The organism is Streptomyces sp. 11-1-2 (assembly GCF_003595545.1).
Classification (GTDB): domain Bacteria; phylum Actinomycetota; class Actinomycetes; order Streptomycetales; family Streptomycetaceae; genus Streptomyces; species Streptomyces hygroscopicus_B.
In genome coordinates, this window is the sequence record NZ_CP022545.1 from 1,436,011 (window position 1) to 1,455,926 (window position 19,916).

The window sequence follows — 19,916 nt, forward strand, 5'->3', positions numbered from 1 at the left end:
GGTAGTTTAACATTTCACCACCGCCCCGCATTCCCGGTACTAGCCGGTGGCGCAGGCGCCGCCGTCGAGGGTGAAGGCGGTCGGCGCGGAGTTGATGCCGCCCTTGTCGGCGGTGAAGCCGAGGGTGACCGCGCCACGGGCGGGGATGGTGGCGGTGTAGGAGGCCGGGGTGACGGTCACCGCGGCGCCGGCCTGCCGGGGTGTACCGCCCCACATATTGGTGATGGCCTGGCCGTTGGCGAAGGTGAACCCCAGGGTCCAGCCGGTGATGGCGGCGGCGCCGGTGTTGCGGATGGTGATCTCGCCCTGGAAGCCGTTGCCCCATTCATTGGCCACCCGGTAGCCGACCGTGCAACCGGCATCGGAGCCGCCGCCGTAGATGGTGGCCTCGCGGGAGGTCTCGGCGATGCCGTCGGGGCCGTTGAAGACGCGCTTGCCCCAGTCGGTGAGCTTGGTGGGGTCGAAGTCGGTGGCCAGGTCCAGGATGGGATCGGTGTTGCCGCTCCAGGACCAGGCCAGGTAGCCCAGCTTCAGCCGCTGGGCGGCGGCCATCATGGTGTTCTCGTCCGGATCGCCCCACTGGTCGGCGGGCCCGCCGAACTCGCCGATGAGGATGGGCAGCCTGGCGGCCACGAAGGCGTTCAGATAGTCGGTGATCTCCTGCGCCGTGTCATAGACGCTGTACATGTGGATCGAGAAGATCAGGTTGCCCGTGGAGTCGGCGTCGTAGACGGTCCGCGCGTTGGTGCGCATCACGTTCTGCAGGTCCTGTCCCCAGTTGGGCGCGTCCACCATGATGGTGTGCTGGAACCCGGCATTGCGCAGCTTCTGGACGGCGGCGACGGTGGGGGCGGTCCAGCCGGCCGGGTCGGTGTTGCCCCAGGGTTCGTTGCCGATGTTGATGACGACGTAGTCCTCCTGGCCGGTGAGCACGCTCTTGAGGCCGATCCAGTAGTCGGCCGCCTGGTCGAGCGAGGCGGCCGCGGCGTCCTCGCCATAGCCGGTGGTGTCGTGCACTTCCAGTACACAGATGAGCCGATTGGCCTTGCACTGGGCGACGATGGCGGCCACGTCCTCGGGGCTGTTCTTGGCCCAGCGGTGGCCGTTGGAGAGGACGACCCGGACGGTGTTGGCGCCCAGGGCCTTGATGTCGGCCAGCGACCGCGTCTCGCCCGGATACCAGGTGTGCGCGTGGTTGACACCGCGCATGACGAAGTCGTTGCCGTTGCCCTCCAGCAGGCGGCCGTCGCTGATGTGCAGCCCCGTAGCCAGGGGGGTCTGCGGGCGGGCGGGCTCGGCATGGGCGGTCCGGCCGAGACCCGCGATCCCGAGAAGGCTGACCAAAAAGGCCAGTAAGGCGGCCAGAGATCTCTTCCGTCTCATCATGACTCCAAGGAGTGGGCGCGTGACGTTATCCGCACCAGCGAATTTGGGAGCGCTCCCATCCATTGCATCGCACCCCAGAGACGTCAAGACTTCCGGTGCGAACCGGAATGCGGACGGGGGCGCGGAGGTTATGACGACATGACCGATTCATCCCGTAATGGCGCTCTGTCTCGGGCCGAGCGTGCGTCCATCCGTGAACGGCTGGTGGCCGAGCACGCCGGCACCAGGGAGCGGATCACGGCCCTGAACCGTGAATTCGACGGGATCGTCGCGTCGAACGCCCTGGTGGCGGTCGACGACGAGCACGACCCGGAGGGGTCGAGCACCGCCTTCGAGCGGGCCCATGTCGCCGCCTTGCTGGCCCAGGCACGCGATCATCTGACCGCGCTGGAAGAGGCGCTGGAGCGGCTGGACCGCGACGACTACGGGCGGTGCGCGGTGTGTGGCGAGCCGATCCCGGCGGAACGCCTGGAGGTGCGCCCGGCGGCGGACACCTGCGTACGCTGCGCTACCGCCCGCCCCCGCTGACCGGCGCGGCGCCAAGTGGCACCGGTGCGCGGACGGTCGGCTTCGTGGGCGGTCCGCCCCGGCCGATGGGCTCAGACCACGGACGCGCGGTACGTCGAAGGATGTATGGGCGGTTTCATCAGTAGCTACGAGCTTCGTGGCGATGTGGGACGTGAGGATGGCGGAAGTAATCGCGCTTCCCGGAGGACCTCCCCATGACCGAGCCGCACACCGGTACGCCCGCCCCCTCGACCACCGCCACCCTGCTCCGGGCACTGACCGGTGGTCTGGTGATGGCCACGGCACTCGGTGTCGGCACGGCCCTGGGTCCGGTCGGCGCCGACGCCCTCGGCCTCACCGGCTTCGCGGCCCGGGTGCTACCGGGCGCGCTGGTCACGGCGCTGACCGTGCCACTCGTACTCCTCCTCGTACGCCGGGGGCGCCGGTCCCCGGCGTGGCTCGGGTTCGGCGGGGCGGGCACGAGCCTGCGTGCGCTGCTGACCGGGGTGGGGGTGACGGCGGCCGCGGCCGCCCTCGTTCTCGGCGCGGGTACCGCCGCGGGCATGCTGCGCTGGTCGCGTATCGAGCCCGCCACCCTCGCCGAGTTCGTCCTCTCGAACGGGGTGGTCGCCTTCCTGCTCGAAGCGCTGCCGGAGGAGACGACCCTGCGCGGCTACGCGTGGACCTCACTCCGCACACGGTTCGGCGCTGCCGTGTCGGCCCTCGGCACGACGGCGGTGTTCCTGCTGGTGCCGGGGGCATCGACCGTGGTCGGGGCCGCGACCGCGCATCTGGTCGGCGGCGATCCGGAACCGATCGGGTTCGCACCGGACGGGCAGAACCCCGTCGACTACCTCATCCTCCTGACCGTGTTCGGACTGACGCTCGTGGCGGCCCGGACGGCCGTGGGCCGGGCTCCGCTGTGGGCCGCCATCGGCACCCATCTGACCTTCCTGACCGTCAACCGGATCGTGCTGGAGGGCGACCGGCGCGGTGCGGGCTGGCACACCGAGCAGACGACGCCGGACGCGGTGCTGCTCGTCCCCGCCTATCTGCTGCTGGCCATTGCCGGTTTCGCGGTGTGCCGACGGGCCGCGCGACGGCGTGGCGCCGAGCCGCGGCGTGGCGCCGAGCCGCCCCGGGCGGTGGCAGAGCGGCCAGAACACCCGGCGCCACGTGCGTCACGCGTTGATCAGCCCTGACGGGGTCTCTGTCAGGTCGCGGTCCAGCCGTCGGGCCGCGCCCCGTCGATGTCGGTGAATCCGTACTCCCCGGCGAGCTCGGCGGAGCTCACCGACCGCTGATTCCACCTCGCCCGGTCGGGATCGGCGGCCAGCGCGGCGACGGCGCGGCCGACGTAGCGAGGGGACTCGGAGGACGCGAAGCCTCCGGGGGCCGTCGGGCGGCCCTCGCCCCTGTCCGGCAGCAGGGCGTCACGCCAGTTGTCCTCGCCGACTCCGTAGGCGTCGAGCATCATCTCCGAGCGCAGCCGGCCCGGTGTGATGGCGACCGCCGTCGCCCCGTACGGCGCCAGCTCATGGCCCTGGGAGAAGGCCAGCCGGTTCACCGCGGTCTTCACCAGGTCGTAGAAGACCGAGATGCGATACCGGTCGGCGTTGTACGCGGCGGTGCCGTCGGTCATCTCGACGAGCAGACCACCCGGCTCGCCGATCAGCAGCGGCAGCAGGTGATGCGAGGTGATCAGGTGGGTGTCTAGACCGAGCCGGAGAATGCGCAGCCCGTCGTCGAGGCTGTGTTCCCAGATCGGGGTGTTCCAGTCGGCGGGCCCGCCCTTGAGCCGCTCGGCGCCCCAGATGTCGTTGACCAGGACGTCGATGCCGCCGTGATCGTGGCGGATGCGCTGGGCCAGCCGCCCGACCTGCCCGGGGTCGAGATGGTCGGTGCGGATGGCGATGCCGGTGCCACCGAGCCGCGTGACGAGCTCGGCCGTCTCCTCGATCGTCTCGGGCCGGTCGTAGTCCGACCCGCCCCTGCCCGATACGCTGCTGCGCCCGGTGCAGACGACGGTGGCGCCGGCCTCGCCCAGCGCGGCGGCGATCCCGCGCCCGGCACCGCGGGTCGCCCCGGCGACGACGGCGACACGTCCGCGCAGTGCATCGTGATCGAGTGTCCGGCTCATCCGATGAGTGTCGCAGACCGACGGGCGCACGCACCGGACCGCACGGCCGTGGCGGATCAACCGTGCTGGTCCGGGGAGTAGTTGCGTCCCCGATGCCATCGCTTGGCCGATACCCCGAAGCGTGGCCGCGTTTCGCCTGGTGAGACGATGCGCTCGCCCAATCGTCAACAACCGAAAAGGAGGGCGGATGCATAAACGTCGTGGAATCGTGACCCCCCGCTGGAAAGTCGCGGCGGTCGCGTCCACGGTGGCCGTAGCGATCGCGGTCCCGGTGGCGATGGCCCAGGCTTCGGCCGAGCCGCCACCGGAGGTCAGCGCCCAGGGCGCCTACCTGCTCGACACCGGTTCCAACAAGGAGCTGATGGCCAAGGACGCCAACACCAAGCGTCCGATGGCGAGCACCACCAAGATCATGACTGCCCTCGTGGTGCTCGAGACCCGAGGTCTGGACCTCAACCAGCAGGTCACCGTCAAGCAGGAATACCGCGACTATGTCACCAAGGCGGGCGCCAGCACGGCGGACCTGCAGACCGGTGACAAACTCACCGTCAACCAGTTGCTGTACGCGTTGATGCTGCCGTCCGGCTGTGACGCGGCGATGGCGCTGGCCGACACCTTCGGCACCGGCGACACCACCGCCGAGCGCACCAAGTCCTTCATCTCCAAGATGAACGCGAAGGCGAAGGACCTGGGGCTGGCCAACACCAACTACGACTCCTTCGACGGCGTCTCGGCCGACAGCGACAACTACTCGACGCCCCGTGACCTGGCGCAGCTGACCCGCCGCGCCATGGACAACGCGACGTTCGACACGGTTGTCAAGTCGGTGTCCACCAAGCAGGAGGCACCGGCGGCCAACGGCAACACCCGGTACTACTCCTGGGACAACACCAACCAGTTGCTGGGCTCGTACCAGGGCGCGATCGGCGTCAAGACCGGGAGCACCACCCCCGCCGGACCCTGTCTGGTGTTCGCCGCCAAGCGCGGTGACAAGGAGGTCGTGGGAGTCGTGCTCAACGACGCGGACCGCTACCCGGACGCGAAGAAGATGCTCGACTGGACGTACGACACCACCACCGAGGTGAAGTGGCGCCAGCTTCCCAAGGGCGCCCAGCGGGACTGATCCATAAGACCCGTGAGGCGACAGCGCGGTGCCCCGGCCGGACTCGTTCCGGCCGGGGCACCGGTGCTTGGGCGCCCGGACTCTCGGGTTTCCTTGGAGTACGGGAGCGGACGCGGGGAAGGCGCTGGTCGGGAGAGCCGAGGGTCAGGGGCGGGCGCACCGAAGGGAAGGCGCGCCCGCCCCGGGGGTTCCCGCCGTGCCACGGCCGGCCTTCCGCTGCCGCCACCGGGTTTCTGTACCGGCTCTCAAGCGCAACACAGCAGTCTTTGAGGACAGTTGGGGTAGCCGCCCCGCCGCCCCCCGTCCTCGAACGGAGTCGACCATGGCCTTCACCCTCGACCCTGAGCTCGCCGCGGTGCTGCAGGCCCTCGCCGAGCAGGGTGGCCCCACTCCCCCGCCCGCACGCGACGACTGGCGGACGCTGCGCGCCAGGGGCATGGCCTCGATGCGGTGGCTGGCCTCCCTGCTTCCGGCCTACCCCTCCGGCTTTCCCCTGGTGAAGGCGGACTCGCACAAGGTGCGGTCGGCGGACGGGGCGGAGATCCTCGTCCGCTGGTACGAGAAGGCCGACTCCGCGCCGGGTTCCGCGGTCGTCTACGCCCATGGTGGAGGGATGATCGCCGGCAGTGTCGACCTCTACGACTCCGTCGTCGCCGGGTACGTCCAGGCGACCGGGGTGCCGTTCCTGTCCGTGGACTACCGTCTGGCCCCCGACGCGGCCACCGGCACCGGCCCCGTCGAGGACGTGTTCGCCGCGCTGACCTGGTTGGGCGGCCAGGCGGCCGAGCTGAGGGTCGACCCCAGCCGCGTCGCCGTCATGGGCGACAGCGCCGGGGGCGGGCTCGCCGCGGGCACGGCGATCCTCGCCCGTGAGCGGGGAGTTCCCCTCGCTCGCCAGGCGCTTCTGTATCCCATGCTGGACGATCGCACTCTCACCCCGGATCCACGGCTGACCCCGTATGTCGCCTGGACCTGGGACGACAACTGGACGGGCTGGCACGCCCTGCTGGGCACGGCATTCGGCACCGACGCCGTCCCGCCGGAGGCGGCGCCCGCGCGCGTCGCCACCGTCGCGGACCTGGCACCCGCCTATGTCGAGGTCGGAGAGCTCGACATCTTCCGCGCCGAGGCCGTCACCTACGCACAGCGGCTCGCCGAGGCCGATGTCTCCACCGAACTGCATGTCCACAGCGGGGCCATCCACGAGTACGACCGGCTCGCCCCCGCCTCCCGGCTCGCCCGCCGGGCCATGGAGGACCGCAGGCGGGTGATCTCCGCGCTCTGAGAGCCCGCCGTCATGAGCCGGAGCGAGCTGATCGAGGGCGGTGCGTGACGGTGGTCGAGCGGAATGCCCGCCGATAGGCGGAGGGGGTGGTGCGCAGGGCGATCCGCATGTGTTGCCGTAGGTCCGTTCCGCTGCCCAGACCGGCCTTGGCGGCACAACCTGGCGGACCAGGTTCGGGCCCTTCGCGCGGCCCTCCACCTTCCCTTGCACGCGGGTAACACCAGCAGTGCCAGATGTGCAATTGCCGTTCATCGATGAGGTTGCCTACCGTCGAGGCGCAGACGGCGAAGCGCGCGCCGAGCCTCCCCTCTCTTCACCACTCGCGGGAGCACCTCATGTCCACTGCCACCGGCACCAACCCCGACACCGGCCTCGACGCCACCTTGCTCAACCGGGTCACCGCCGCCGTACGCACCGCCGGCGAACTGCTGCGGCAGCGCCACACCCCACAGGCCCGCGGTGTGGCCCTCGACGAGATCGTCACGGAGATCCACGCCAATGACGACGCCGTACTCGACGTCCTGAAGGCGCCGCTGATGGCCGCGAGGCCCGGCGCGCGCTGGGCCGAGGACGAGTTGGAAGGTGGTGCGCTGCCTCCGGGCGAGTGGTGGATCGTCGACCCGGCCGAGGGCAATATCAACCATGTGCACGGCATGGACGACTGGGCCGTGACCGCCACCCTCGTCCGCGACAACCACCCGGTCCTCACCGTCGTCCACCTTCCGCTGACCGGCGACTGGTACACCGCGGTGGCCGGTCAGGGCGCCCATCTGAACGGGGCGCCACTGCGGGTGTCGGCCAAGACGGACCTGGGCGCGGCCCTGGTCGGCACGGGCCAGGCCCGTCCCGGAGAGGACGAGCGCACGTTCCGCCGGATCGGCGCCTCCGTCACGCAGATGCTGATCCACGGCCTGGTCGTCCGTGTCTCGGTGCCCGCCACCCTGCAGCTGATCCAGGTCGCCGCCGGACGCATGGACGCGTTCTGGCAGTTCTCCGATGTGCGCTCGGGTCTGGTGGCCGGGGCCCTGCTGGTCGCCGAGGCCGGGGGCACCGTCACCGACACCCGGGGCAATCCATGGGACCTGGCCGGCCGTGACTTCCTGGCCACCGCCCCCGGTATCCACGCCGCGGCCATCGCTGTCCTGTCCTCCCGCGCCTGACCACCCGCACCCAGCAGGTCCGTCGGACCTCGCCTGACCACTCGCACCCAGCAAGGAGCACCCTCGCATGACCAGCATCGGCATCCTCGGCACCGGACGCGTCGGAAGCGGTCTCGCCCGCGCCCTCGCCACCGCCGGACACCAGATCACCCTCGGCCACCGGCAACCGTCCCAGGTGACCGCGGCCGACGAGACCGGCACCACCGTCCCGGCGATCCGCCACGCCGACCAGCGCAACACCACCGCCACCGCCGAGGTCGTCATCAACGCCACCCCGGGCGACACCGCCCTGGAACGCCTCTCCGCCCTGCACACCGAGCTGGCGGGCAAGATCCTCATCGATGTCTCCAACGCCACCCGGCACACCGCCGACGGGCTTCCCTCCGACCTGTGCTATCCCGGCGGCAGTCTGGCCGAGCAGCTTCAGCGGGCCCTGCCCGCGACCCGGGTGGTCAAGACCCTCAACACCATGCTCTTCCCGGTCATGACCGCCCCCGCCGACCTGTCCACCGCGCCCACCGCCTACCTCTCCGGCGACGACGCGGACGCCAAGGCCATCACCTCGGACCTCCTCGCCGGCCTCGGCTGGAAGCCCGAGTGGATCGAGGACCTCGGGGACATCACCACCGCGCGCGCCACCGAAGCCCTCGTCCTGCTCGTGCCCCATGTGCTGCGCCGCCACGGACTCCGGCCGTTCGCCGTCTCCCTGGCCCGCTGAACCTCCGCGCACCAACCGCAGAACCTGAAGCCAACATCGTTCGTCTTCTCCTGCGAACAGCCGCCGGACGAAGGACGCGCATGACAGGCAGAGACGGGGAGACGACGGGAAGCGCCACCACGGGGCCCGCCGACGCGGGCGGGCAGCGCAAGGGGCGCCGCCCGCTGCGGATCGCTCTGCTGATCGTGGTGTCGTTCCTGGTGCTGCTCGGCGGCGGGGTGGGCTGGCTCTACTTCAAGCTGAACGGCAACATCACCACCTTCGGGGCGGACGGCCTCTCGGACAATCGCCCCGAAGGCAATGCCGCCGGCCAGAACGTGCTGGTCATCGGATCGGACACCCGGTCGGGCGACAACAGCAAGCTGGGCGGCGGCACCGGAGACGTGGGCCGTTCGGACACCGCCCTCCTGCTGCATGTCTACTCCGATGGCAAGCACGCGGTCGGGGTGTCGATACCCCGCGACACCCTGGTCGACATCCCGCCGTGCCGGCTGCCCGACGGCAAATGGACCAGGACGCAGCGGAACACCATGTTCAACTCGGCGTTCTCCGTGGGCGAGACGGCGCAGGGCAATCCGGCCTGCACCCAGAACACCGTCGAGAAGCTGACCGGGCTGCGTATGGACCACACCGTCGTCATCGACTTCGAAGGCTTCGCGCGGATGACCTCCGCGGTCGGCGGGGTGCAGGTCTGCGTGCCCCAGAACGTCTATGAACGCGATCTGAGCCCCAACCGCGGCACCCGCGGCAAGCGCATCTTCAGCAAGGGGGTGCAGACGGTCTCCGGGCAGAAGGCGCTGGACTACGTCCGCATCCGCCACGGCATCGGCGACGGCTCCGACATCGGGCGCATACAGCGGCAGCAGGCGTTCATCTCCAGTCTGTTCAAGAAGGTGAAGAGCCAGGGATTCGACCCGACCGCGCTGTATCCGCTGGCGGACGCGGCCACCAAGTCCATGACCGTGGACCCGGGGCTCGGGTCGGCCAAGAAGCTGATGTCCTTCGCCATGTCGCTGAAGGACATCGATCTGCACAACACCAAGTTCCTCACCATCCCCTGGCGCTACCAGGGCGAACGCGTGGCCGTGGTCCAGCCCGACGCCGATGCGCTGTGGGCCGACATCAGGGCCGACCGCACCATCGACGGGAAGGCGGCCGGTGGGAAGAAGGGCGGGCATCGGGCCTCCGCCACCCCGAGCGGCACCCCGAGCGCCACGTCCACCGTAGCGGGCGCGGGCATCAGCGTCACCGTGTACAACGGCACCACCACCCCGGGGCTCGCCGCACGCGCCGCGGACACCCTCACGACGCATGGCTTCACCGTGGCAGGCGCCACGAACGCCGACAGCCAGGACCACGCCACCACCGTGATCGGCTACGGCCCCGGCGAGCGGGACAAGGCCCGGACCGTGGCCCAGCTCTTCCCCGGCGCCGGACTGCGGCCCGCCACCACCCCGGGTATCAGCCTCACCCTGGGGCAGACGTATCTCACCGCGCCCTCTCCCGGCGCCACCACGCCCTCCGCGCTGCCCTCGAAGGTGGCCGAGGACGCCCGCTCCGCCGACGACGACCCCTGCTCCAATCTGTCCTATGGCTGACCGGCGTTCTTCACGCACTGTTCAGGCATGGCGCCCGCTCCCCTGGGCATCCGGAGATCAAGCCGCTCACCCCGGCACGGCACGACCGCACCAGAGCACAACGAAGGGGACTACAACGTGGGTATCGTGAGCTGGATCATCCTCGGCCTGCTGGCCGGAGTCATCGCCAAGGTCCTTCTCCCCGGGCGTGACCCGGGCGGGCTGATCGGCACCACGGTCATCGGCATCGCGGGGGCCTTCGTGGGCGGCTGGATCTCCGCGCAGTTCTTCGACCGGGAGGTCCAGAAGGAGTTCTTCGACCCCGCCACCTGGGGCGCGGCGATCGGCGGCGCGTTCGTTCTCCTCGTCGTGTACCGCCTGCTGTTCGGCAATTCACGGAACTGACGGCGCGCGGGCCACGCCTCAGGGCGCCGCCGCGCCCGCGAGCCCGCGGATCGTACGGGCGGAGGGCGACCCGGGGTCGGCCGTGATCAGGACCAGCTCCTGGTCGTCCTCGGGTACCAGCAGGACGTCACAGTTCAGCTTGAGTGTTCCGGCCGTGGGGTGGTCGATGGTCTTGGTCCGGTGGCCGGGCGCGTGGACCGGACGCTCGTCCCAGATCTGCCGGAACTCCTCGCTGCCGGTGCGCAGTTCGCCCAGCAGCGCGGTGAGCGCCGTGTCACGGGGGTAGCGGTCGGCGGCCCGGCGCAGCCGTGCGACCACGACGTGGCCGAATTCCTCGGCGCTGGAGCTCTCGTACGCGTGGCCCCGGGCCAGGAAACGGCGGCGGGCGAGGTTGCTGTGCCGACAGAGGTCGTCGCCGAGCAGGGCCTGCGCCAGCGGGTTCCAGGCGACCACGTCGTAGGCCGCGTCGGTGACGATCGCCCCGGTGTCGGGCAGCCGCCGCAGCATCTGGGCGATATGCGGACGGACCCGCCGCACCGCCCGCACACCCGGGGGCGCGCTGGTCCCCGCGAGCCGGAACAGATGGCTGCGCTCGGCTGGCGCGAGCCGCAGCGCCCCCGCCAGCCCGTCCAGGATGCGCGGCGAGGGCCGGGGGCCCCGGGCCTGTTCGAGGCGGGTGTAGTAGTCGACCGACATATGGGCCAGCTCCGCCACCTCCTCCCGCCGCAGACCCGGCGTACGGCGGTGGGGGTCGGCGGGCAGACCGATGTCGTGGGGGCGCAGCGCCTCGCGGCGGTCCCGCAGGAAGCGGGCCAGTTCGTGCCTCGCCATGCTGCCTCCTTCGGCTGCCTGGTACAGGTTGTCCCTGGCAGGGTGGCCGGGGCCGGGGAATCCTTGATGTCATGAACAATCGCACAGCACTGGTCACCGGTGCCAACAAGGGCATCGGCAAGGACATCGCACATCAGCTCGCCGCCGAGGGGCTCACCGTGTACGTGGGCTCGCGCGACGCCGAGCGGGGGCGGCGGGCCGTCGAGGAGATCGGCGGCGGCGCCCGGCCGATGGTGCTCGACGTGACCGACCCCGGCAGTATCGCCACGGCCGCCGCGCGACTGGACCGGCTGGACATCCTGGTCAACAACGCGGGCATCATGGTGGACGGCCACACGGCGCCCGAGGCGGATCTCGACAGCTTCCGCCGGACGTACGAGACCAACGTCTTCGGTGTTCTCGCCGTCACCAACGCCTTTCTTCCGGCCCTGCGCCGCTCGCCCGCCCCCCGGATCGTGAATATCTCCAGCGGCACCGGTTCGCTGACCTGGAGCGCGGACCCGGAGCACCAGTTCGCCGTCGGATCGGGCGCGGCCTATCGCTCCTCCAAGACGGCCCTGAACGCCCTGACCGTCTACACCGCCCAGGCCCTGGCGTCCGAGGGCTTCAAGGTCAACGCGCTGGCCCCCGGGCTGCGCAGGACCGATCTGAACGCCCGCGCCGCCGAGAGCGACGGGGATCCGGCCGAGGCGGCGGCGGGCGCGGTCCGGCTCGCCCTCCTGCCGGACACCGGGCCCACCGGCGGGTTCTTCTCCTGGGACGGCACACCGGTGCCCTGGTAGATCGCTCCGGTGCCCTGGTGGGCCCCGGGTTTCGTACGGGCCGTGCCGTGGCGCCCCCGCCCGTCGCCTCGGTCCGCCCGCTCCCGCCGACCGGGTCAGTCGGCGGAGAGCTGGGTGTTCGGCACTCGCCAGGCGGCGATCACGAAGGCGATCAGGCCCACCGCGGCCCCGGTGAGGAACACCACGCGCAGGGCGCTGACATAGCCCTCCAGGAACGGCTGCGCCACGCCCGGATCGAGGTGGCGGAGGAACACCGAGTCCTCCAGGTTCACCCCGCCGTCGGGCCGCAGGACGCCCTTCAGCGCCTCCGCGTTCGCCGGTTCCTCGGCCAGTCGGCGGAACGACGCGTCCTCGGAGGCCACCGCCAGGCGTTCGCTGATCCGCGAACCGGCCAGGGAGAAGAGGATGGACAGGAAGGCGGCGGCGCCCACCGTGCCGCCGTTGGAGCGGAAGAAGTTCACCGACGCGGTGGCCGCCCCCATGTCGCGTCCGGGCACCTCGGACTGGGCGAGCGTGGTGATCGTCTGCATCGCCGCGCCCAGGCCCGCCCCCATGAACACCATGCCGATGGCGACGTACCACAGCGGGCTGTCGTCCCTCAGCGTGGCGAACACCAGCATGGCGACGGTGAGGGAGCCGACCCCCGCCACCAGATGGACCTTGAACCGGCCCGTCCGTGACATCAGCCGGCCCACCACCAGGGTCACCGTCACATTCGCCGCCATGGTCGGCAGCGTGGCCAGGCCCGCCTTCATCGGGCTCATGCCCTTGGCCAGCTGCAGATACAGCGGAAGCGTGGTCATGGCGCCGAACATGGTGATGCCCACGGTGAAGTGCAGCACGGTGCCCAGCCGGAACGCGCGGATGCGGAACAGTTTGACCGGCAGCAGCGCGGCGTCCGCCATCCGCCGCTCCAGCAGCACGAAGGAGACCAGCCCGACCACCCCCACCGCGTACATCACCAGCGCCCGGGGAGAGCCCCAGCCCCAGCTCCGCCCCTGTTCGGCGACGATGAGCAGGGGCACGATCCCGACCGCCAGCGTCAGCGCCCCGCCGTAGTCCAGACGGTGCCGTACGGGCTGGTGGGGCACGTGCAGCACGCGCAGGATCACCACGATGGCGAGGGCCGCCAGCGGGATGTTGACCAGGAAGATCCAGCGCCATCCGTCGAGCCCCAGCAGGGTGGCGCGCCCGGCGAACACCCCGCCCACCAGGGGGCCGACGACGCTGGAACCGGCGAACACCGCCGTGATGTAGCCCTGGTAGCGGCCGCGCTCCCGGGGCGAGGTGATGTCGGCGATGATCGTCATGGCCAGCGACATCAGTCCGCCACCGCCGAGGCCCTGGACCGCCCGGAAGGCCGCGAGCTGGTGGATGGACGTGGCGAATCCGCACAGCAGCGACCCGAAGGTGAACAGCACGATGGCGGTCAGATAGACCGGCCGGCGGCCGTAGATGTCGGAGAGCTTGCCGTACAGCGGGGTGACGATGGTGCCGGTGACGAGATAGGCGGTGGTCACCCACGCCTGGGCGGTGAGGCCGTGCAGATCGTCGGCGATGGTGCGCAGCGCCGAGGAGACCACGGTCTGGTCGAGCGCGGCGAGGAACATGCCGAGCATCAGCCCGGACAGCACGGTGACGACCTGGCGGTGGGACAGCCGGGCGGGGCTCTGGGGCTCGGTGGGCTCGGTGGTGGTGGATGAGGACGACATACGTACCTGCGAACCTTCTCTGCCGCGCGTGGGGGGCCGGGGAAAGCCAGGGCTCGAAGCCCGGAGCGGGGACTCGAAGCCGGAGGCCGGGGAGGTGCGGAGGCCGGAGACCGGGCGAAGTGCGGAGGCCGGAGGCCGGGGAAGAGTGGGGCCCGGAGCCCGGGCGCGGGGCCCGGGCTCCGGAAGCCGGGTGTTATCCGGCGATCTTCTCCAGGTCGGCGACGGCACTGTCGATCTCCGGCAGCGCCAGCATCTCCAGCCGCGCCCGGCGGGCCACAGCGCGGCAGTCGTCGTCGGCCAGCAGCTCACGGCAGACGGTGGTGATGCCGTCCGGCGTGGGGTCGGTGATGTGCCGGCCGAGGCCGAGTTCCTCGACCCGCTGTGCGTTGCCGGGCTGATCGCCGAACTGGGGCAGCACGGCCATCGGTGTCGCGGTGCGCATCGATTCGCGGATGCTGTTGAAGCCGCCGTGGGTGAGGAAGAGGTCCACGGATTCCAGCAGCAGGGGCTGTGGCAGCCGCTTGGTGATGTGCACATGCGGCGGCAACCCGTCGGTGTCCACGGGGATGCCGGAGGTGGCGAGGACGACGGTGCACTCCTCCAGCCGCGACAGCCCCTGGATCATGGCGTGCAGCGTGTCCACCGGATCCGGCACCGGCAGGGGCGACGCGGGGACGTCCGCCTCATTGTTGCCGTGGAACATGGGGATCGCGGTGCCGATGGCGGAGAACACCAGGGGCCGGTCGGTGGGCAGTTCGGCGACCCAGCGCGGCAGCGCGGCGCCGCGGTCCACGTCCACCGTCTGCCGGTAGGACCAGGAGGCCGGCAGATGGCGGGCGAAGGAGAAGGCCGGTGGTACGTAGTCGATGCGCCCGTGCGGGATGAGCGACAGCGGATCCTCGAGGGTGGACAGTCCCCGCCGTTTCCGCAGGGCGTTGAGGCCCGGCAGTATTCCGGCCGGGTCGAAGGTGTTGGAGGCCCCGGAGGGGGTGGAGAGCTGGGGGATGCCGAGCGTTTCGGCGATGACGCAGGAGGCGAGGTCCATGCCGTCGCGCAGGATGAGGTCGGGGCGGAAGTCGTGTGCCACGGGGAGCAGGGTGTCCAGCAGCATCGTGGCCATCGGACCGGACACGGCCTTGGCCATGAGGCGCAGCATGCGCGCCTGCAGCTCCTCGCCGGCCATCTCCGGCGGACCGCCCTGGGGGTTCTCCTCGGCCAGTACGGTGCCGAGGAAGGCGGACGGGCTGAAGTCGCCGATGGCGCTCGTCACCCGCACCTCCTCCCGTTCGAAGACGAAGGCGAGGGCCGGAGTGGTGACGACCAGCACTTCATGGCCGGCGGCCGCGAGGGACCGGGCGAGGGGAAGCTGGGCCCGGCCGTGGGAGGGGCTGCCGAGCGTGGTGAACATAACCCGCAACGCAGGGGCCTTTCTGTGGGAAGGGTCTCGTACGGCGAGAGGGGGTCGGTGGGGCGGTCAGCGCGACATCGCGAGCGTGCGGCCGATGCCCTCGCAGGTCAGCCCGGCGCGGCGGAGCCGGTCCGGGTCGAGCAGATTGCGGAAGTCGTAGACGTGCGGGGAGCCGAGCAGTCCGGCGATCTGCTCCCAGTCGAGGTCGCGGAACTCCGGCCACTCGGTGAGGACGAGACAGGCGCGCGCTCCCCTCAGGGCCTCCTCGGGGGTGTCGGCGAGGGTGAGCAGATCGCTGAGGTCGGGGCGGGTCTCGCTGAGGGCGGGGTCGTAGGCGTGGAGCTCGGCGCCCCGCTCCTTGAGCAGCCGGGCGATGGCCAGGGCCGGTGAGTCGCGCAGATCGGAGGTGCCCGCCTTGAAGGCCAGGCCCAGCACGGCCAGCCGTACGCCGTGCAGCGAGCCGTCGCCCGGTGTGCACCCGGCCACCACGCGCTCGACGAGCCGACGCTGGTGCTCGACGTTGGTCTCGATGGTGGCGCCCAGCAGCGGGAAGTCCACGCCCGACTCCTGACAGATCGTCAGCAGGGCATGAGTGTCCTTGGGCAGGCAGGAGCCGCCCCAGCCCGGGCCCGGCCGGAGGAACGCCGAGCCGATGCGGGGGTCGTGGCCGATGCCCGCGAGCACATCGTCCACATCCGCGCCGAAGTGCTCGCACAGCGTGGCGAGGTTGTTGGCGAAGGAGAGCTTCATGGCCAGGAAGAAGTTGGCCGCGTACTTGGCGAGTTCGGCGCCCGCGGCGTCGGTGAGCACCAGCGGGGCGTCGAGCCCGGCGTAGAGGCCGGCCACCCGCCGTGCCGCGTCCTGGTCCGCGGCGCCGACCACGATGCGGTCGGGGTGGAGGAAGTCGCGCACCGCGTAACCCTCCCGGAGGAACTCCGGGTTGCTCACCACGGCCACGTCCGGACGGTCCAGCAGCGCGGCGACGCGCTCGGCGGTGCCGACGGGCACGGTGGACTTGTTGACCACCACGCTGCCGTGCGGCAGTTCGTCGCGGATCTGGTCCGCCACGGCCTCGACGGCGGCCAGGTCGGCGGCGCCGCCGACGCCCATCGGGGTCGGCAGGCACAGGAACACCACGTCGGCGTCGGCGACCGCGGCCCGGGTGTCGGGGGTGAACTCCAGCCGACCGGAGTCCAGTCCCTCGCGGACGAGTTCGGGCAGGCGGGGCTCGAGGATGTCGACCTCGCCCCGCCGGAGCCGCTCCACCTTGTGGCGGTCGGTGTCCGCGCACACCACTCGATGGCCGAGGGTGGCCAGACAGGCGCCGGTGGTCAGTCCGACGTATCCGGTGCCCACCACGGCCACGCGTCGTATCTGCACAGGGGTTCACCACTTCTGCTGGGGGTCAGATGCGGGCACGTGGCAAGGGTCGGCCCGGCGGCCGCCCGCTCGGGAGACGAGCAGGCCGGACACCCTCGTCCGGCCGGGACCGCGCGAGCCGGCGACCAAAGTCACCACGCGTTGACAAAACATAACGCGTTGACCCCGATCTTGGTCAACAAGTGATGACAACAGTGGATGACTTCTGGACATGCGAGGCTGAACCGGCAGCATGTACGGCACGGTCCAGGCGGAGGTACGACAGGTGAACCGGGCAAGCGACCCGCGAGGGTGCGACGATCTCCCCCCGCGGGCCCGCAAATACGACGCGGCGGGCACGCGCAGCGCTCTGCTGGGGGCCGCCGCGCTGCGTTTCGCCAGGTACGGCTACGACCGCTGCAGCGTGCGCGACATCGCCAAGGACGCGGGGGTGGACGCCGCCCTGGTCTACCGCTATTTCGGCTCAAAGGAGGCGCTGTTCGACGCCGTGTCGGCCAGCACCGGCCTGTTCGAACCGCTGCGCCATCTGCCGCTGGACGAGGTGTCGGCGTGGATCTGCGATGTTGTCTCGATGGGGCCCACCGAGGAAGAGGCCCCGCATCCGCTGCTGACCAAGCTCCGCTCCTCCAGCCGGGAGGAGACCGTGGGGCGGCTGCGCGAGGAGATCACCGAGGTGTTCTCGCAAGGGTTCGCGCGGCGCCTGGAGGGCGAGGACGCCGAGCTGCGGGCGGAGTTGCTGGCCGCGTGGCTGATGGGCATCACCCTGCTGCGGCTGGCCATCCGCTCACCGGCGCTGGCCGCCGCGCCGGACGACACCCTGCTGCGCTTCCTGCGGGCCGGTATCGATCCGCTGCTGGACGCGGACTGCCCCGGGCGCGGAAGCGAGGACCGCTGACCCTCTCCTCGCTCCGCCCCCGGGGCAGGGGAAACCGGCGCCGCGGCTAGACGTTCGGCACGCGCAGCTTGTCCCAGCTGGTCTTGCCGGGGACGCCGTCCGCGTCATCGCCGGAGTAGCCCAGTTTGCGCTGCCAGGCCGCGTAGGACTTGCGGTCCGCCTCGGTCCACTCGGGGCTCGGGCCCTCCTCGTAGCGTCCGCAGCCCTCGGCCACCAGCCGCTTGCCCATCGCCGTGATGATCTTGCTCTCGCGGCCGGTGCGGAAGAAGTCGGCGCCCGGGAACGGCTCGTAGGTCGCGGGCGGCTTGGGGGCCGGGCCGTCCGGCTTGGCGCCGAGCCGCTTGGCGACGCGGCCGCGCATGGAGTCCATCGTGAAACCACGCGGGTCGATCTTGCCCGGCTGCCACTCCAGATGGCCGATCACCGACCGCTGGGTCCAGCCGTGGGCGCGGCAGATGGCCGCGGACACCTTCTCGATCGCCAGCTTCTGCGCCTCCGGCCACGGGTCCTCGCCATCGCCGAGGTTGATGCACTCGAAGCCGTAGAAGTGGCGGTTGCCGTCGGTGTCCGCCTCGTTGTCGGGCGGCAGCGCGGATTCGTCGACGACGGCTCTGAGCACATCGCTGTCGCCCAGACCCGCGTGGTTGGCGCGGCCGTGGCCGACCATGTGGACCGCGCCCGCCTTGTCGATGACGCCGTGGCACAGCGGCCCCGGCAGCGAGGAGTGTCCGTCGTAGCACAGCTCCACGGAGGAGTCCGTGCCCTTGGTGACGGTGTGATGGATCATCACCCCGTTGACCGGGCCCCAGGGGCCCTTGGAGTTGCGGTTGTGAGTGCGCCAGTCGCGGTACTCATGAACTTCCAGTCCCTCGTCGCGAAGCGCCTTGAGCAGACGGTCGGCGGTGAGCGGCGTGGCCATGGATATGCTCCTCAGGGATGCGGCATGGTGATGTACGGATGCCACGGTCACGGAACTCAATCGGCTCCGGACCGGGCCTACGCTTCCGGCTCGGCGTCCTCGCCGGCCCTGGTCTCGGCCTCCGCTTCGGCCTCCGCCGCGAGCGCCCGCGCGTCCGCGGCCGGGGCGGGCGTGGCCAGCGGCCCGAACACCATCCGCAGGTCCAGCTCCGCCTGCTCGGCCGTCACCCACGCCAGCGGCGCGTAGTGCACCTGGATCCCGGCCGGGGCCTGGAGCAGCGGGGTGCGGGCCGCGTTCACCGGCCACTCCACGGTGCCGGTGGCGGTACGGGCCGGGATCAGCCAGTGGTCCCCGGAGCGGTAGGCGCCATCGGCGGCGAAGTACACCTCGACACCGTCCTCCAGCGACAGCCAGCGGCCCTCCACGACCTTGAGCGCACCGCGCTTGAGCCGCGCCGCAGCGCCCTTGCGCGGGCGCCGGGCGCTCTCCCGGTGGTCCCAGCGGCGCAGGAACGGCCGCAGCTCCGGGCGGCGTCCGACGCCCGGCTCCGGCTCACCGGACAGCCGCACCCGCCGCCCCGGCAGGTCGACCTCCTCCACCCGCAGCAGCGGCAGCGGTTCACCCCGGCTGGTGTAGGCCGTGTCCACGAACTCCACCAGGTCCCCGACGCCCAGATCCAGCTTGTCGTCGCCGCCCAGCGACGCCAACTCCACCCAGGTGCCGTCGAGTTCATCGACCGGGAAGACCACCGAGCCGTTCTCCCGGGACCATTTGAAGGTAGCCTCCTTCGCCGTACCGCCCTCGTGGATCTCCACCCGGTAAAGCTGGTTCTCCGGCCCCCGGTAGCGGGCGTCCGGCCGCACCAGGCAGGGGTCCTCATCCGCGTGTTCCGGCCGCTCGCCACGGGCCGCCAGCCGGGACCCGGGCGCCGACGCCTTCCGCGCCCACGCCTCGAACGCCTTGCCCACCTGGTCCTTGCTCGCCCCTTCCGGGTTCTCCAGCTCCAGGGCCGAGCCCGCCAGCGGCAGCACCTGCCAGACCACCTTGACCCGCGCCGCCGTGTCCGGCATCGCCGAGCCGAGGGCCACCTCGCGCAGCGCCGGGTCCTCGGCCGCGGTGACCGACCGCTCCCACACCTTGAGGCAGACCAGGAACGGACGCTGCTCCGGCAGCCGGTCGCCCGGCCGCTCCGGGTCCCGGTAGGCGTCGGGCTGGTCCCAGTAGGTCCAGGTGGCGGGCGGCTCGTCCGGCTCGGGCGCGTCGGCCTCGCCCTCCTTGCCGGTGGCCCCGTCCGTCGCCTCGTCGTCGACCGGCACACCGGGCAGCGGCCGGGTCGCGTCGCACAGGATGCCGTCGACGTAGTAGCGGCCGCCCTCGATGATCAGGTCGTCCAGATCGCGGCTGCCGCCCTTGAAGGTGATGTGGAATCCGGCGTCCCCGGCCGGGCCGCCGTGCTGCCCGATCAGGTCGGCGGCCAGCGTACGGGCCTGGTGGAGCTGGATCGCGGTCTGCTCGTTGGCGTCGGCGTCGAGCTGTACGCGGCCCTGCTGGGCGACGACGGCGGAGTAGCGCCGGTCGGGCCGGAAGGTGAGACGGGAGAGATCGGCGTGCATGGAAGGGGTCCCCCTCGAAAGGTTCGGAAGTCTGGCGGGCGGGGGCCCGGACGAGCGGGCCGGGGTGTCGGTGTC

Annotated in this window: 17 protein-coding genes and 1 pseudogene; 10 read left to right on the forward strand and 8 right to left on the reverse strand. The window is 71.2% G+C overall.

Annotated elements, in window-relative coordinates:
• Positions 1-39: 39 nt before the first annotated feature.
• Positions 40-1,383, reverse strand: a complete 1,344-nt coding sequence (locus tag CGL27_RS05845) for a cellulase family glycosylhydrolase (RefSeq protein WP_119985055.1) — start codon at positions 1,381-1,383, stop codon at positions 40-42.
• 141 nt (positions 1,384-1,524) lie between these two features.
• On the opposite strand from CGL27_RS05845, the gene CGL27_RS05850 reads away from it, so the two are divergent.
• On the forward strand, positions 1,525-1,914 hold the full coding sequence (locus CGL27_RS05850) for a TraR/DksA C4-type zinc finger protein (RefSeq protein WP_119985057.1): 390 nt from the start codon (positions 1,525-1,527) through the stop codon (positions 1,912-1,914).
• A 194-nt stretch (positions 1,915-2,108) separates the two neighbouring features.
• On the forward strand, positions 2,109-3,095 hold the full coding sequence (locus tag CGL27_RS05855; protein WP_119985059.1) for a CPBP family glutamic-type intramembrane protease: 987 nt from the start codon (positions 2,109-2,111) through the stop codon (positions 3,093-3,095).
• Between the two features lie 11 nt (positions 3,096-3,106).
• Here CGL27_RS05855 and CGL27_RS05860 read toward each other — a convergent pair whose 3' ends face one another.
• Positions 3,107-4,033, reverse strand: coding sequence for an SDR family oxidoreductase (locus CGL27_RS05860; RefSeq protein ID WP_119985061.1), 927 nt, complete (start codon positions 4,031-4,033; stop codon positions 3,107-3,109).
• A gap of 187 nt (positions 4,034-4,220) precedes the next feature.
• Between CGL27_RS05860 and CGL27_RS05865 the strand changes: the two genes are divergently transcribed.
• The 6 genes and pseudogenes from CGL27_RS05865 to CGL27_RS05895 all read left to right on the forward strand — a co-directional run bounded on the left by CGL27_RS05865 (position 4,221) and on the right by CGL27_RS05895 (position 10,301).
• On the forward strand, positions 4,221-5,156 hold the full coding sequence (locus tag CGL27_RS05865) for a serine hydrolase (protein WP_119985063.1): 936 nt from the start codon (positions 4,221-4,223) through the stop codon (positions 5,154-5,156).
• A gap of 322 nt (positions 5,157-5,478) precedes the next feature.
• Positions 5,479-6,441: an alpha/beta hydrolase fold domain-containing protein gene (locus CGL27_RS05870; RefSeq protein ID WP_119985065.1), complete on the forward strand. Its 963-nt coding sequence runs from the start codon at positions 5,479-5,481 to the stop codon at positions 6,439-6,441.
• A gap of 335 nt (positions 6,442-6,776) precedes the next feature.
• The gene (locus CGL27_RS05880; RefSeq protein ID WP_119985067.1) at positions 6,777-7,601 is read left to right on the forward strand and encodes an inositol monophosphatase; all 825 of its coding nucleotides are present in this window, start codon (positions 6,777-6,779) and stop codon (positions 7,599-7,601) included.
• 55 nt (positions 7,602-7,656) lie between these two features.
• Positions 7,657-8,319 (forward strand): annotated as a pseudogene (locus CGL27_RS05885) (NAD(P)-binding domain-containing protein); the annotation flags it as partial.
• Positions 8,320-8,399: 80 nt separating this feature from the next.
• Complete coding sequence (locus CGL27_RS05890) at positions 8,400-9,917, forward strand: LCP family protein (protein ID WP_119985071.1); 1,518 nt, start codon at positions 8,400-8,402, stop codon at positions 9,915-9,917.
• 117 nt (positions 9,918-10,034) lie between these two features.
• Positions 10,035-10,301 carry a GlsB/YeaQ/YmgE family stress response membrane protein gene (locus CGL27_RS05895; RefSeq protein WP_119985073.1) on the forward strand — a complete coding sequence of 89 codons (267 nt, stop codon included), beginning with the start codon at positions 10,035-10,037 and terminating at the stop codon, positions 10,299-10,301.
• 18 nt (positions 10,302-10,319) lie between these two features.
• On the opposite strand, the gene CGL27_RS05900 is transcribed toward CGL27_RS05895, so the two are convergent.
• Entirely contained in the window at positions 10,320-11,132 is an 813-nt protein-coding gene (locus CGL27_RS05900; RefSeq protein ID WP_119985075.1) for a helix-turn-helix transcriptional regulator, read from the reverse strand.
• A gap of 71 nt (positions 11,133-11,203) precedes the next feature.
• Here CGL27_RS05900 and CGL27_RS05905 point away from each other — a divergent pair, with 71 nt between their 5' ends.
• The gene (locus CGL27_RS05905) at positions 11,204-11,914 is read left to right on the forward strand and encodes an SDR family oxidoreductase (protein WP_119985077.1); all 711 of its coding nucleotides are present in this window, start codon (positions 11,204-11,206) and stop codon (positions 11,912-11,914) included.
• A gap of 95 nt (positions 11,915-12,009) precedes the next feature.
• Here the strand turns inward: CGL27_RS05905 and CGL27_RS05910 are convergent, their stop codons facing one another.
• From CGL27_RS05910 to CGL27_RS05920, 3 genes are all read right to left on the reverse strand, one after another.
• Positions 12,010-13,626, reverse strand: coding sequence for an MDR family MFS transporter (locus CGL27_RS05910; protein ID WP_119985079.1), 1,617 nt, complete (start codon positions 13,624-13,626; stop codon positions 12,010-12,012).
• A gap of 193 nt (positions 13,627-13,819) precedes the next feature.
• Positions 13,820-15,034: a glycosyltransferase gene (locus CGL27_RS05915; protein WP_119985080.1), complete on the reverse strand. Its 1,215-nt coding sequence runs from the start codon at positions 15,032-15,034 to the stop codon at positions 13,820-13,822.
• A gap of 66 nt (positions 15,035-15,100) precedes the next feature.
• Complete coding sequence (locus tag CGL27_RS05920; protein WP_119985082.1) at positions 15,101-16,414, reverse strand: UDP-glucose/GDP-mannose dehydrogenase family protein; 1,314 nt, start codon at positions 16,412-16,414, stop codon at positions 15,101-15,103.
• A 265-nt stretch (positions 16,415-16,679) separates the two neighbouring features.
• Here CGL27_RS05920 and CGL27_RS05925 point away from each other — a divergent pair, with 265 nt between their 5' ends.
• Complete coding sequence (locus CGL27_RS05925; protein ID WP_240450369.1) at positions 16,680-17,309, forward strand: TetR/AcrR family transcriptional regulator; 630 nt, start codon at positions 16,680-16,682, stop codon at positions 17,307-17,309.
• 46 nt (positions 17,310-17,355) lie between these two features.
• Here the strand turns inward: CGL27_RS05925 and CGL27_RS05930 are convergent, their stop codons facing one another.
• Positions 17,356-18,228: a peptidoglycan-binding protein gene (locus CGL27_RS05930; RefSeq protein WP_119985086.1), complete on the reverse strand. Its 873-nt coding sequence runs from the start codon at positions 18,226-18,228 to the stop codon at positions 17,356-17,358.
• A 77-nt stretch (positions 18,229-18,305) separates the two neighbouring features.
• Positions 18,306-19,841 carry a DUF6519 domain-containing protein gene (locus CGL27_RS05935; protein ID WP_119985088.1) on the reverse strand — a complete coding sequence of 512 codons (1,536 nt, stop codon included), beginning with the start codon at positions 19,839-19,841 and terminating at the stop codon, positions 18,306-18,308.
• Between the last annotated feature and the right edge of the window lie 75 nt (positions 19,842-19,916).